The organism is Zymomonas sp., from assembly GCF_020216885.1.
In the GTDB taxonomy this organism is placed as follows: domain Bacteria; phylum Pseudomonadota; class Alphaproteobacteria; order Sphingomonadales; family Sphingomonadaceae; genus Zymomonas.
Genome location: NZ_JAIWON010000080.1, coordinates 1 through 13,460 on the forward strand (window position 1 = coordinate 1; position 13,460 = coordinate 13,460).

The following is a 13,460-nucleotide window of genomic DNA, read 5'->3' on the forward strand; positions in this document are numbered from 1 at the left end:
TTTTTGTAAAATCGTTAAATAGGCTTCGGCCTCGCTTTGCTGTTCTTCTGCCAGTAAGCGCGCCAAAGCGCCTTCTTTACCGCCAGTAAGCGCGAGAAGCCCCTGACTATGTTGTTCAAGAAATTCCATCGAAACATGGGGCGGCAATTCGAGCGGACGACCCAGATGGGCATGGGATACCAAGGCACAAAGATTGTTATAGCCGTCTTCATCCTGTGCATAGAGCGGCAGCCAATCTATTTTTAATTCTTGCCCACTGGCTTCACCGCCGCGCAGCGGACGAGCCACCGCAAGCAGGCTACCAATAATCGGCTGAACCCCGTCTTTTTTCCCGCTGTCAGAAAAAGTCATCACGCCATAAAGGCCATTACGATCACAAATAGCCGCCGCCGGAAAACCCATTTTTTTGGCATGTTGAGTGATGTCTTTTGGCTCGATCGCTCCTTCCAACATGGTGAAACCGGAAAAAATCCGCAACGGAACGAAGGAAGTATAAGGCATAGAGTGACCCAAGGCTAAAAAGACAAAAAAGAGGTGCCTGTCCTAAGAACAGTTTTCAACCGTATTTTTTAGATGGAAATATTTTGATTTGAATAGCAGAGAATGCTGTTTGATGAAAATCTTTCCTCGTAAAAGAAAGTAACTTTGTAAAGCCAGATTGGCCTAACATTGTTATGTTATAATATTACATTATATTGATAAGCAGTTGCATTATCTATCCATTTATGACAAGGCATGTCTTATATTAGATATTGTCATTATAGATAAAGAGAATGACTTTTGGATTATAGTTTTAGCGTTAATAAAGAGCGAAAGAACAAAACATAATCTGGTTTGAACAGGATAATAACTATGCGCCTTAATGAGATGCCATTAAAGAAAGCAACGGTTATCACGGATATCGATTGGTCTGCGTTACCTCCAGAAATCGGACGCCGTTTGCGGGATTTGGGTTTTCATAAAGGTGCCGAAGTCGAATTACAGCATTTTGCCCCGATCAGTCGTGACCCAATTGCCTGTCGCGTTGATAGAATATTGATTGCTATTCGACAGCAGGAGGCTTCGGTTATTTCTGTCAAAGACCCTGATGCCGCACCGGAACCAGCCCTTTCGGAAAAAGCGTCCTCTTCCCGATCAACTGTAGGACAGGCCTGACTTCCATGAACGGACATTGCGAAGATAACTCGCCCCCCTCTATTGACAACAACAACCCTCTGATTGCCATGGTCGGCAATCCGAATACGGGGAAATCTGCCTTATTCAACGCCTTGACCGGCGCACATCAGAAAGTCGGCAATTATCCCGGTGTGACGGTTGAACGGAAATATGGTCATATGGCTTTGCCGGATGGTCGCCCTGTTGAAGTGGTTGATTTACCCGGCACCTATAGTCTTGATCCCGGAAGTGCCGATGAACGGGTGACCCGTGATGTTTTATTCGGTCAGATGCCGAATGAAAAAATACCGGATATCCTGCTTGTCGTTTTGGATGCGACCAATCTTGGACTTCATTTGCGCTTTGCCTTGCAGTTATTGAGTTTGAAAATTCCAACTATTTTCGCGCTGAATATGGTCGATATGGCTGAGCGTGACGGTTTGAAGATTGATATCAATCTGTTGTCCGAAAAGCTGGGTGCCAAGGTTATCCCAACGGTAGCGGTCAGACGGCGCGGTATTGAAGAAGTCAAACAGGAAGTTGCCCATCTGGTCGATCAGATAGCCAAGCAGCCTTCCAAGACCGAAGCCGCCGCCGTATTGGCCGCGAGTGGCGCGCCGATTCTAAAAGATATTTCTTCTTACCAACCAGAAGCCCAACGTCTGACCAAGGAAGTTACCAAGGTCGTTCACAAGCCCAAGGGTTGGACGCAGAAAATCGACGACATTGTTTTGCATCCGATTTTGGGCCCGATCATTCTGGCTGGCCTGATGTTTTTCATGTTTCAGGCGGTTTTTGCTTGGTCGCAAACTCCGATTGGCTGGATTGAAGACGGATTTACAGCTTTGGAGGCCTATATCAGGCCATTACTGCCAGAAGGTCTGATCCGTTCCTTGATTGTCGATGGGGTGATTGCCGGTGTTGGTTCGGTTCTGGTCTTTTTGCCCCAGATTTTGATCCTGTTTCTGTTTATCCTCCTTTTGGAAGGTTCCGGCTATATGGTGCGGGCAGCCTTCTTGATGGACAGATTGATGGCAAAAGTGGGCTTGACTGGCCGTGCCTTTATTCCTTTGTTGTCCTCTTTTGCCTGTGCCATTCCCGGTATTATGGCGACCCGTTCGATCGAAGACCCAAAAAGCCGTTTAACAACGATTTTGATCGCGCCTTTGATGACCTGCTCTGCGCGTCTTCCCGTCTATAGTGTTCTTATCGGTGCCTTTGTGCCTGATAAGGAAATCGGTTTGAAGATTGGCTTGCAAGGCTTGGTGATGTTCTTGCTGTATGTTGCGGGTATTGTTGCCGCCATGCTGGTGGCTTTGATTTTCCGCTATACCCTAGCCAAAGGCAAATCTGGCCTATTTTTGATCGAAATGCCGCGTTACCAAATGCCAATTTTGCGCGATATCATGTTGGGATTATGGCAAAGAGCGATGATCTTTTTAAAGCGCGCTGGCACGATCATTTTAACGGTATCGGTCGCTTTATGGGCTGTTTTGGCCTTTCCACGCGCGCCGGAAGGCGTGCCACAGAGTGAATATTCTATTGCTGGACGGGTGGCGGCAGCCCTTGACCCAATCATGAAGCCTGCCGGTTTTAATCATGCGATGACGATGGCTGTTATTCCCGCTATGGCGGCGCGTGAAGTCGCTGTTAGCGCCTTGGCTACAGTCTATTCAATTGACAGTAGCGATGAAGAAAAAACGCAAGAATCCCTGATCGGAACCCTTAGAAAAGCATGGCCATTGTCGCAAGCCTTGGCTTTTTTGGCGTGGTTTGTTTTCGCGCCGCAATGTCTTTCCACTATCGCCGTGATCCGCCGTGAAACCAATGGTTGGAAATGGCCGTTATTCACCTTGGGCTATCTGTTCACCCTTGCCTATGTTGCTTCGACAATCGTTTTCCATGTTGCCCGAATGTTTGGGCTTTAAAATTTGTTTTTGCCGAGGGCTTTTTCAGGAAAGCCTTTGGCAAAATCGAAAAAAAACGGCTATGGAAAGAACAACGAATAGTGTTGAGGGAATTTTATGGCAGGCAGTGTCAACAAAGTTATTTTGCTGGGTAATTTGGGGCGTGACCCCGAAATAAGAAGCTTTAGCAATGGTAACAGAGTGGCTAATTTACGAATTGCGACCTCTGAAACATGGCGTGATCGCAATAGCGGTGAACGACGCGAAAAAACTGAATGGCATTCTGTCGCCATTTTCAGCGAAGGTTTGGTGAAAGTTGCCGAGCAATATTTGCGGAAGGGTAGCAAAGTCTACATTGAAGGTCAGTTGCAAACCCGTAAATGGCAAGATCAGTCCGGTCAGGATCGCTATTCGACTGAAGTTGTTTTGCAAGGATTCAATGCCAGCCTTGTGATGTTGGATGGTCGCAGTGGCGGCGGTGATTTCAACGGCGGTGGCAATAATTTTGGGGGCGGTAGCGGCTCTGGATTTGGTGGCGGCCAGCAGAATGCAGGCGGCGGTTTCGGTGGCGGTAATGCCGGATCGTCTAACAATGAATGGGGCAAAAGCAGCGGCGGCTTTGGTGATGCGCCTTCTTCCAACACCAGCCATGATCCTTTTGGCATGGATGATTTGGATGATGATGTGCCTTTCTAGAATTTCATTCTACGGTAATAAAAAAGCCCGATTTTATCGGGCTTTTTTTGTGGCTGGAGCCGCTATTCAAGAATACGATATAGGATTTCTGTTTAGAAGAGCGTCGATCTTCTAACTTTAATGCCGGTTATTTTTTATCGTCAAAAAGAGCGGCCAGTTGTTCGACAATAGCACCACCCAGTTGCTCGGCATCCATCAGCGTTACCGCCCGTTTATAATAGCGGGTTACATCATGGCCGATACCAATGGCTAGCAATTCCACCGGCGATTTATTTTCGATCCAGTCGATGACTTTCCGCAGATGCTTTTCAAGAAAGCTGCTGCTGTTGACGGAAAGTGTGGAATCATCCACCGGCGCACCGTCGGAAATCACCATCAAGATACGGCGATCTTCTGGCCGAGCCAAAAGACGATTATGCGCCCATAACAGGGCTTCACCGTCGATATTTTCTTTTAACAGTCCTTCCCGCATCATCAGACCAAGCGAATTTTTCGCCCGCCGCCACGGTTCATCTGCTTCTTTATAAATAATATGCCTTAGATCATTTAAACGCCCCGGAGCCGCTGGACGACCGTTATTTGTCCAGTCTTCGCGGCTGTTCCCGCCTTTCCATGCCCGCGTTGTAAAGCCAAGAATTTCAGTTCTGACCCCGCAACGCTCTAATGTGCGCGCCAAAATATCCGTCGAAATCGCCGCTATTGAAATAGGCCGCCCCCGCATTGAACCGGAATTGTCAATCAGAAGGGTGACGACCGTATCTTTAAAGCTGGCCTCCCTTTCGATCTTATAGCTGAGAGGAAGCAAAGGATTGGCGACCACACGCGATAGGCGAGCGGAGTCCAACAGGCCTTCTTCCTGATCAAAGTCCCAATGGCGATTTTGTTGCGCCTGTAAGCGGCGTTGGAGGCGATTGGCCAGCCGTGTCACCATGCCATGAAGGGCGTTTAACTGCTGATCGAGATAAGAACGCAGCCGCCGCAACTCTTCTTCATCACAGAGGTCATGGGCAGCGACTACCTCGTCATAGCGAGTCGTATAGATTTTATAATCGAAGGCATTCGGTGACAGCATTTTTTGGCCGGAGGCATCGGGAGATAATCCTTCACCTTCGTCATCGCCGCCGCCATTTTCTTGGTCTTCGCCATCCTCGCCGTCATGGCTGGTAGAAGAGGTTATTTCCTCCGAGTCATCCGCTTGTTGCCCCTGCCCCTTCATTTCGGTGGCTTCACTGCTGCTGTCTTCATCCCCTTGATCGGGTTTGCTTTCTGCGCCTTTCGGTGTTTCTTCCTCGTCTTCGCCATGGGCATCATCGGAATCCGTGGGCTTGGTTTCCGGTTGATCTTGTAGCGAGATGATTTGTAAATCTTGCAACAGATTTAAGGCTTGATGGGTGAAACTGGATTGATCGGAAGCCGATTGCGCCAAGGCATCCAAGGCCTTATCCGCTTTTTCTTCGACCCAAGGGCGCAATAATTCTAAGGCTTTTTTGGCCGATTCTGGCGGGGCATCGCCCGTCATTCTTTCGCGCAATAACAGCGGCAGGGCGATGTCTAACGGCACTTCTTCCCGAATTTTAATTTGCGACAAATTGGTCTTGGACAATTCGGATTCCAAGGCCACTTTCAAATTTTGCCGCACGCCTTCCATCGCTTGCGCGCCAAGCGATTCTACCCGTGCCTGTTCCAGCCCATCGAGGATATGGCTGGCTTGGGCATCTATCGGTCTTTTTTCAGCATGTAACAGCGGATTATGCCATTTGGCCTTGAGCGCAAAAGCATCACTTACCCCACGCGCCAAAGCTACATTTTCAGGCGAAAGCGATCTATCGGGCATCGGCACCGAAATCACATCATCCTTCATAGAAGGCGTTTGGGTCGTAAAACGGACATCCAGATTAGGCTTATCCGCAATCGCACGGGCAACGCCGCTTAAATACTGCCGGAATTTATCGAATTGGGTATCGTCAGCCATGGCGCGCGGCTCTTTCATTACATATTAGTCCAGCGGTAAATCCTGACCAAAAACGCGCTGGTAATATTCAGCCACCAGCGGTCTTTCGGATTCGTCACAGCGATTCAGGAAAGAAACCTTGAAGGCAAAAGCTGTGTCTTTGAAAATGGATTCATTTTCAGCCCAGCTTAAAACGGTTCTGGGGCTCATCACAGTTGAGATATCGCCATTGATAAAGCCAGCGCGGGTCAGGTCTGCAACGCTGACCATACGGGCAATCAGCTTTTTGCCTTCTTCGCTGTCATAATCGGGGCGTTTCGCAAGGATGATCTTTTCTTCCGTTTCAGATGGAAGGTAATTCAGCCTTGTGACGATATTCCAGCGATCCATTTGGCCTTGGTTGATCTGTTGCGTACCATGATAAAGGCCGCTGGTATCGCCCAAACCAACGGTATTCGCCGTTGCGAACAAACGGAAATACGGGTTAGGACGGATAACACGATTTTGATCCAGCAAAGTCAGCTTGCCACTGGTTTCCAAAACGCGTTGGATCACGAACATCACATCAGGACGACCGGCATCATATTCATCGAAAACTAAGGCCGTCGGCGTTTGCAAAGCCCAAGGCAGGATGCCTTCTTGAAATTCGGTGATCTGCTGACCATCGCGCAGCACGATTGCATCGCGGCCGATCAAGTCGATACGGCTGATATGGGCATCAAGATTGACGCGCATGGTCGGCCATTTCAGCCGCGCGGCGATCTGTTCGATATGAGAGGATTTACCGGTGCCGTGATAGCCCTGCACCATCACCCGCCGATTATAGGCAAAGCCTGCCAAAATCGCGAGGGTCGTTTCTTTGTCGAAGATATAAGCTGGATCAAGATCCGGCACCCGTTCATCGGCAATCGAGAAAGCAGGGACTTCCATATCGGAATCAATGCCAAAGACATCCCTTACCTTTACCTTGATATCCGGCGCGTCGAGAACCGTTTCACTGTCAGATTGAAAATTGTCGAACTCAGCCATGATCTTTCCTTGAGAATAACGTGTGATATTAGGCAAAAACAGCAGAGGATTTCAAATGCGTATAAGCGGCGATAACATCCTGTAATGCTTTCTCATAAGAGCGGTTGCCTCCATTGCGGTCAGGATGATAGCGCCGCAGTAATTCGGCATATCTTTTACGAAGTTTACCCCGATCGGCTCCGGCTTCAAGTCCTAGCGTTTTTAAGGCCTTTTCGTCAGAAGGGGAAACACGCTTTCCGCTTTGGCGATGAAAAAAACCTTTATCGCCTGATCGTTTAAAGCGGGCAGCCACCGCATCAAGAGGGTCTTTGAAATCAGCCCAGCGTGGCGGGGGTGTGCTGCCATGGGTGGCAAAGGCACGGCTTTCTGTTTCCCAACCACTATAGGGGCGTTGTTCGTGATAGATTTCTTCCTCGGACATACCTTCAAAATAATTATAACTATTATTAAAGGCGCGCACATGTTCGAGGCAAAACCAATGCCAGCGACTATCGCCCCCGTCTGGCGGTATTTCGCCTGATTGACGAGGAGCTTTGAACTCACCGAGCTTGCTGCAACCCGAATGCTCGCAAAGGCGATCTTGCCCTGACACCCGCCCGTGGAATCGTTCGGAAGTGCTTTTTCTGTCTCTTTCCGCCAAACTTGTCCCCATATTCCGGCTCTTGGAATATCGAAGTTAAAGAGCCTTGTCCTTTCCTGTCTCGCGATATCCTTCTTAGATATAGCTTGAAAGTAAAAAATTTCTAGTTTAATTCCAGCCGGATGGAATGAAATAATGAGGTATTTATGGCACGCCCCAAAACCATTGACAGGGAAAGGGTCTTGAAGTCTGCAGAACAACTGGTTCAAAGAGCAGGCGCAACAGCCATGACTCTTGATGCAGTGGCCAAAGAGGCGGGCATTACCAAGGGTGGGCTACAATATTGTTTCGGTAGCAAAGACGATTTGATTACGGCTTTGATTGACCGTTGGATTGCTGCTTTTGATTATGAAGTAAAGGCATATAGCCGATCGGATGATAGTCCAGCCGGAAAAGCCCGCGCCTATGTGCAGGCATCCAGCCAGATTGATGATGCCACTAGCGCCCGCATGGTAGGCATGCTGGTGACGTTACTGCAATCGCCCAATCATCTGAAAAAAATACAGGCATGGTATGCCGGATGGATGGAGAAAAATTTGGGACAATCCGAAGAGGCAAGGCATATCCGCACCATGCTTTTCGCAGCCGAGGGCGCTTTTTTATTAAGGAGCCTTGGCTTTATCAAAATGTCGGAAAGCGAATGGGCGACCGTGTTTGACGATATCAAAAAACTGGTGCCGGTAGCCTAGGCTGGTCGTGCATCATTCAAATAAATTTATCTGTTTCGTATGGGTATTGACAGAATGAATAGCTTAAGTCGCTTGTTAATGAAGAAGATTTTCGGGGCGGAAAAAACCTCGTATAAACCAGCTTCCGATACCATCATCGGAACGGATACCCTGAAAAGACCGAACCGGCGGCCTGAACCGACGGCAAAAGTCGATAAAACGATATTCAAGACTATGGGGAATAGTCTGAATAATACCCTTGTTTCAGCCTGTGACTGGCTGATTGGACAACAAAAACCCGATGGTCATTGGGTCGGTGCCGTGGAATCCAATGCTTCTATGGAAGCAGAATGGTGTCTGGCCTTGTGGTTTTTGGGTCTGGAAGATCATCCGCTTCGTCCAAGATTGGGCAACGCCCTTTTGGAAATGCAGCGGGAAGATGGCTCTTGGGGGGTTTATTTTGGCGCTGGAAATGGCGATATCAATGCCACCGTTGAAGCCTATGCCGCCTTGCGGTCTTTGGGGTATTCTGCCGACAATCCGGTTTTGAAAAAAGCCGCTACATGGATTGCCGAAAAAGGCGGATTGAAAAATATCCGCGTCTTCACCCGATATTGGCTGGCTTTGATCGGGGAATGGCCTTGGGAAAAGACCCCTAACCTGCCGCCTGAAATTATCTGGTTTCCTGATAATTTTGTCTTTTCGATTTATAATTTTGCCCAATGGGCGCGGGCAACCATGGTGCCGATTGCTATCCTGTCCGCGAGACGGCCAAGCCGACCATTACGCCCAGAAGACCGTTTGGATGCGTTATTTCCCGAAGGCCGACAGAATTTTGATTATGAATTGCCGAAAAAAGAAGGCATCAATCTTTGGTCGCAATTCTTCAGAACCACTGACCGTGGATTACATTGGGTTCAGTCCAATCTGTTAAAGCGTAATGGGTTGCGTGAAGCCGCTATCCGTCATGTTTTGGAATGGATCATCCGGCATCAGGATGCCGATGGTGGTTGGGGTGGGATTCAACCGCCTTGGGTCTATGGTTTGATGGCGTTACATGGTGAAGGTTATCAGCTTTATCATCCGGTAATGGCCAAGGCCTTGTCTGCTTTGGATGATCCCGGTTGGCGGCATGACAGAGGCGAGGCTTCTTGGATACAGGCCACCAATAGTCCGGTATGGGATACAATGTTGGCCTTGATGGCGTTAAAAGATGCCAAGGCTGAGGATCGTTTTACGCCGGAAATGGATAAGGCCGCCGATTGGCTGTTGGCTCGACAGGTCAAAGTCAAAGGCGATTGGTCAATCAAATTGCCCGATGTTGAACCCGGTGGATGGGCATTTGAATATGCCAATGATCGTTATCCCGATACCGATGATACCGCCGTCGCTTTGATTGCCCTTTCCTCTTATCGCGATAAGGCGGAGTGGCAAGCAAAAGGCGTTGAAGACGCGATTACCCGTGGCGTTAACTGGTTGATCGCGATGCAAAGCGAATGTGGCGGTTGGGGTGCCTTTGATAAGGATAATAACAGAAGTATCCTTTCTAAAATTCCTTTCTGTGATTTCGGAGAATCTATTGATCCGCCTTCAGTCGATGTGACGGCGCATGTCTTGGAGGCTTTTGGCACCTTGGGACTGTCCCGCGATTTACCGGTTGTCCAAAAAGCGATTGAGTATGTTCGTTCTGAACAGGAATCTAACGGCGCTTGGTTTGGCCGTTGGGGCGTTAATTATATCTATGGCACCGGTGCGGTTCTTCCTGCTTTGGCAGCGATCGGTGAAGATATGTCCCAGCCTTATATCACGAAGGCTTGTGATTGGCTGGTCGCGCATCAGCAGGAAGATGGCGGTTGGGGCGAAAGCTGTTCTTCCTATATGGAAATTGACTCTATCGGGAAAGGATCAACGACCCCTTCCCAAACCGCTTGGGCAGTCATGGGATTGATCGCCGCCAATCGTCCCGAAGATTACGAAGCCATTGCCAAAGGATGCCATTATCTGATTGATCGCCAAGAACAAGATGGTAGCTGGAAAGAAGAAGAGTTCACCGGCACCGGATTCCCTGGTTATGGCGTGGGTCAGACGATCAAGTTGGATGATCCGGCTTTGTCGAAACGTTTGCTTCAAGGCGCTGAACTGTCACGTGCCTTTATGCTGCGTTATGATTTTTATCGGCAATTCTTCCCGATTATGGCGTTAAGTCGGGCAGAGAGACTGATTGATTTGAATAATTGATAGTATGGGGACGGAGGCGTTTTTTCAAAAAAGACAAATCCGTCCTATTTTCGAGGATCGAGGTTAAAAGGATAAGAACCGCTCTCTTTGATCGGACAGATTACTGGATATTTTAAAATGGAAAGCCGTTATCCCTCGAAATTTTTACCGATCCCTTAAGACCTTGATCTATCCAAAGAGAGGCGCGATTATCGCCTTGTAATGCGGGATATTTTTCCAAGAATTTTCTTTAAGAATAGTCGTTAAAATCCCGTCATTCTGCCGTTTTTCGAGCATAAAAATAAAAATCAGTCTGGAAAATTTTTAAATCATCTCAATTTAGAATAGGCTGTTATCGCGATAACCCCAAAATTGAGGGAAATTTTATGAATATGTCCAGCCCATCCGACAATAATGAAGCCCCAATAGCGCGTTTAATACGAAAACGCTTGGAGGCCGCTTTCTCGCCGGAGACGCTGGTCATCGAAGATGATAGCAACAAACATGCAGGCCATGCCGGTCATCCGCATCGGAGCGAAAGCCATTTTACGGTAACTCTTGTTGCCCAAGCATTTGAAAATGAAAGCCGAATCAGTCGGGAAAGAATGGTTCACAAGGCGTTAGGCGACCTGTTACCCGACCGGATTCATGCTTTGAGACTGAAACTCAGCACGCCTTTAAGGCAGGAATAGCCTGACTTCTCTTGTATCTGTTTTTTTTCGCCTTTTTATGTCGCCTTTTCTTGCTGAATAGGGCTTCAAGGGGTATGGAACCTCCATCATGACTAAACCGCTTGTCTTTGCTATCCCGAAAGGTCGTATTCTGAAAGAGGCGCTTCCTATGTTGGAGGCCGCCGGTATCATTCCTGAGCCGGCCTTTTTGGATAAAGAAAGCCGGTTGCTGCAATTCAAAACAAACCGCCCCGATATCGAAATTATTCGGGTTCGCGCCTTTGATGTTGCAACTTTTGTTGCGCATGGGGCTGCCCAGATGGGTATTGTCGGTTCCGATGTTATTGAAGAATTCAGCTATCCCGAGCTTTATGCGCCAGTTGACCTTGATATCGGTCACTGTCGTCTTTCTATAGCGGAGCCGAAAAGGCTTGCGAAAGATGATGACCCACGGGAATGGAGCCATGTCCGTGTTGCTACCAAATACCCGCATTTGACGCATCGACATTTCGAGGCTCGCGGGGTTCAGGCTGAGTGTATTAAGCTCAATGGTGCGATGGAAATCGCCCCTGCTCTGGGTCTTGCGGGCCGGATTGTCGATCTCGTCTCGTCAGGGCGCACCTTGGAAGAAAACGGGTTGGTTGAAGTCGAAAAAATTATGCCGATTTCCGCTCGTCTTATCGTCAACCGTGCCGCGTTTAAAATGCGGGCAGGCGATATTGCGCCCTTGGTTGAAAATTTCCGCCGTTTGGTAGGAGTTGCGGATAATGTTGCTTAAATTAGATAGCCGTAAGGCTGATTTTGAAGCTGATTTTACTCGGTTAGTGGATGAAAGACGGGAAAGCGAAGGCGATGTTTCCCGTGATGTCTCGGCTATTATTGCCGATGTCAAAAAACGCGGTGATGTCGCTATTGCCGAATTGACCCAGAAATTCGATCGTCATGATCTGAATAAGGGTGGGTGGCAGCTGACCCAAGAAGAAATCAAGAAGGCTTGTGACTCCTTGCCTTCGGAATTGATGGACGCTTTGAAACTGGCCGCGACCCGTATTCGTCACTGCCACGAAAACCAGCTGCCTGAAAGCAGCGAGATGACCGATGCCGCTGGCGTTCGCATGGGTGTTCGTTGGCAGGCCGTTGAAGCCGCCGGTCTTTATGTTCCCGGTGGACGGGCTGCTTATTGTTCATCTGTTTTGATGAATGCGGTTCCGGCTAAAGTCGCCGGTGTAAAGCGTCTGGTGATGGTTACCCCGACCCCCGATGGTTTTGTTAATCCGGCGGTGATTGCCGCTGCTGTCATTTCCGAAGTCGATGAAATCTGGAAAATTGGTGGCGCGCAGGCTGTCGCGGCTTTGGCGTTGGGAACCGAAAAGATTAAGCCGGTTGATGTCGTTGTGGGCCCCGGTAACGCTTGGGTAGCAGAAGCCAAGCGTCAGCTTTACGGTCAGGTCGGCATTGATATGGTTGCAGGCCCGTCTGAAATCGTGGTGGTTGCCGATAAGGACAACGATCCTGAATGGTTAGCCGCCGATCTTTTGAGTCAGGCTGAACATGACCCGACCAGCCAGTCGATTTTGATTTCTGATTCCGAAGATTTGATCGAAAAAACGATCGAAGCGGTTGGAAGACGACTGGAAAAGCTGGAAACCCAAAAGGTTGCTCGCGAAAGCTGGGACAAACACGGCGCCACTATTTTGGTGCAATCTTTGGATGAAGCCCCTGCTTTGGTTGACCGTCTGGCACCGGAACATCTTGAATTGGCGGTGGCTGATCCTGATGCTTTATTTGCCAATGTGCACCACTCTGGTTCGGTCTTCCTTGGCCGTTATACGCCAGAAGCCATTGGTGATTATGTCGGGGGCCCAAATCATGTTTTGCCAACCGGTCGTCGTGCGCGTTTCTCTTCTGGATTGTCGGTTATCGACTTTATGAAGCGCACCACCTATCTTAATTGCTCGCAAGAGGCTTTAAGTAAGATTGGCCCTGCGGCCGTGACTTTGGCAAAGGCTGAAGGCCTGCCTGCTCACGCTGAATCTGTGATATCAAGGCTTAATAAATAATGGCGCAAGCGCAAAAACGCCCTCATAAAAACGCCCGTTCGGCAGCCAGATTGGCTGCCGTTCAGGCACTCTATCAACGTGAAATGGAAAAAACGCCGCTCAACATTCTGTTGGATGAATTCCATCAGTATCGTTTGGGAGCGACCATTGAAGACGCGACATATACCAAAGCAGAGCCGAGCTTTTTTGACGATATCGTCAGAGGTGTTGGTGCGCGTTGTGAAGAAATAGATCGCGTTATTTCTGAAAATCTATCGGAAAGATGGAGCCTCGATCGCTTGGATCGTCCGATGCGCCAGATTTTGCGTGCCGGAACGTATGAATTACTGGCTCGTCCCGATATTCCAACCGCAACAGTTATCAGCGAATATATTGACGTTGCGAATGCCTTCTATGACCGTCAAGAAAAGAATTTTGTGAACGGTTTGCTAGATACGGTTGCCAAGAAACTGCGTTCATCAAATAA

The 13,460-nt window shown here is 48.7% G+C and carries 13 protein-coding genes; 9 read left to right on the forward strand and 4 right to left on the reverse strand.

Annotation, left to right across the window (positions count from 1 at the left end; genetic code table 11):
- The coding region (locus LDL18_RS04335) for a PHP domain-containing protein (protein WP_296507152.1) at nt 1-501 on the reverse strand (501 nt) is incomplete at its 3' end.
- A gap of 351 nt (nt 502-852) precedes the next feature.
- Between LDL18_RS04335 and LDL18_RS04340 the strand changes: the two genes are divergently transcribed.
- The 3 genes from LDL18_RS04340 (at nt 853) to ssb (ending at nt 3,758) form a co-directional block, all read left to right on the forward strand.
- Complete coding sequence (locus LDL18_RS04340; RefSeq protein ID WP_011241306.1) at nt 853-1,155, forward strand: FeoA family protein; 303 nt, start codon at nt 853-855, stop codon at nt 1,153-1,155.
- Nucleotides 1,156-1,160: 5 nt separating this feature from the next.
- Nucleotides 1,161-3,083 carry a ferrous iron transport protein B gene (gene feoB / locus LDL18_RS04345; RefSeq protein ID WP_296507153.1) on the forward strand — a complete coding sequence of 641 codons (1,923 nt, stop codon included), beginning with the start codon at nt 1,161-1,163 and terminating at the stop codon, nt 3,081-3,083.
- A 96-nt stretch (nt 3,084-3,179) separates the two neighbouring features.
- Nucleotides 3,180-3,758, forward strand: coding sequence for a single-stranded DNA-binding protein (gene ssb, locus LDL18_RS04350; protein WP_296507154.1), 579 nt, complete (start codon nt 3,180-3,182; stop codon nt 3,756-3,758).
- A 127-nt stretch (nt 3,759-3,885) separates the two neighbouring features.
- Here the strand turns inward: ssb and cobT are convergent, their stop codons facing one another.
- The 3 genes from cobT to LDL18_RS04365 are packed head-to-tail and all read right to left on the reverse strand — an operon-like array spanning nt 3,886 to nt 7,390.
- Nucleotides 3,886-5,748: a cobaltochelatase subunit CobT gene (gene cobT / locus LDL18_RS04355; RefSeq protein WP_296507155.1), complete on the reverse strand. Its 1,863-nt coding sequence runs from the start codon at nt 5,746-5,748 to the stop codon at nt 3,886-3,888.
- 6 nt (nt 5,749-5,754) lie between these two features.
- Nucleotides 5,755-6,738 carry a cobaltochelatase subunit CobS gene (gene cobS, locus LDL18_RS04360; protein WP_296507156.1) on the reverse strand — a complete coding sequence of 328 codons (984 nt, stop codon included), beginning with the start codon at nt 6,736-6,738 and terminating at the stop codon, nt 5,755-5,757.
- 28 nt (nt 6,739-6,766) lie between these two features.
- Complete coding sequence (locus tag LDL18_RS04365) at nt 6,767-7,390, reverse strand: J domain-containing protein (RefSeq protein WP_296507157.1); 624 nt, start codon at nt 7,388-7,390, stop codon at nt 6,767-6,769.
- 170 nt (nt 7,391-7,560) lie between these two features.
- On the opposite strand from LDL18_RS04365, the gene LDL18_RS04370 reads away from it, so the two are divergent.
- From LDL18_RS04370 to nusB, 6 genes are all read left to right on the forward strand, one after another.
- Nucleotides 7,561-8,067 carry a TetR/AcrR family transcriptional regulator gene (locus tag LDL18_RS04370; RefSeq protein ID WP_296507158.1) on the forward strand — a complete coding sequence of 169 codons (507 nt, stop codon included), beginning with the start codon at nt 7,561-7,563 and terminating at the stop codon, nt 8,065-8,067.
- A 54-nt stretch (nt 8,068-8,121) separates the two neighbouring features.
- On the forward strand, nt 8,122-10,284 hold the full coding sequence (gene shc, locus LDL18_RS04375; RefSeq protein WP_296507159.1) for a squalene--hopene cyclase: 2,163 nt from the start codon (nt 8,122-8,124) through the stop codon (nt 10,282-10,284).
- A 365-nt stretch (nt 10,285-10,649) separates the two neighbouring features.
- A complete protein-coding gene (locus LDL18_RS04380; RefSeq protein WP_296507160.1) occupies nt 10,650-10,955 on the forward strand; it encodes a BolA family protein in 306 nt (101 codons plus the stop codon).
- 88 nt (nt 10,956-11,043) lie between these two features.
- Nucleotides 11,044-11,712 (forward strand): ATP phosphoribosyltransferase, encoded by a 669-nt coding sequence (hisG, locus tag LDL18_RS04385; RefSeq protein ID WP_296507161.1) that lies wholly within the window; start codon nt 11,044-11,046, stop codon nt 11,710-11,712.
- Complete coding sequence (hisD, locus tag LDL18_RS04390; RefSeq protein WP_296507162.1) at nt 11,702-12,994, forward strand: histidinol dehydrogenase; 1,293 nt, start codon at nt 11,702-11,704, stop codon at nt 12,992-12,994. The genes hisG and hisD overlap by 11 nt, the downstream gene beginning before the upstream one ends.
- The coding region (nusB, locus tag LDL18_RS04395; protein ID WP_296507163.1) for a transcription antitermination factor NusB at nt 12,994-13,460 on the forward strand (467 nt) is incomplete at its 3' end. The genes hisD and nusB, both read left to right, overlap by 1 nt.

Excerpts from the sequence above, each read along its gene's own strand:
- LDL18_RS04340 (WP_011241306.1), top strand. The coding sequence starts at position 853 with ATGCGCCTTAATGAGATGCCATTAAAGAAAGCAACGGTTATCACGGAT.
- feoB (WP_296507153.1), top strand. The coding sequence starts at position 1,161 with ATGAACGGACATTGCGAAGATAACTCGCCCCCCTCTATTGACAACAAC.
- ssb (WP_296507154.1), top strand. The coding sequence starts at position 3,180 with ATGGCAGGCAGTGTCAACAAAGTTATTTTGCTGGGTAATTTGGGGCGT.
- cobT (WP_296507155.1), bottom strand. The coding sequence starts at position 5,748 with ATGAAAGAGCCGCGCGCCATGGCTGACGATACCCAATTCGATAAATTC.
- cobS (WP_296507156.1), bottom strand. The coding sequence starts at position 6,738 with ATGGCTGAGTTCGACAATTTTCAATCTGACAGTGAAACGGTTCTCGAC.
- LDL18_RS04365 (WP_296507157.1), bottom strand. The coding sequence starts at position 7,390 with ATGGGGACAAGTTTGGCGGAAAGAGACAGAAAAAGCACTTCCGAACGA.
- shc (WP_296507159.1), top strand. The coding sequence starts at position 8,122 with ATGAATAGCTTAAGTCGCTTGTTAATGAAGAAGATTTTCGGGGCGGAA.
- LDL18_RS04380 (WP_296507160.1), top strand. The coding sequence starts at position 10,650 with ATGAATATGTCCAGCCCATCCGACAATAATGAAGCCCCAATAGCGCGT.
- hisG (WP_296507161.1), top strand. The coding sequence starts at position 11,044 with ATGACTAAACCGCTTGTCTTTGCTATCCCGAAAGGTCGTATTCTGAAA.
- hisD (WP_296507162.1), top strand. The coding sequence starts at position 11,702 with ATGTTGCTTAAATTAGATAGCCGTAAGGCTGATTTTGAAGCTGATTTT.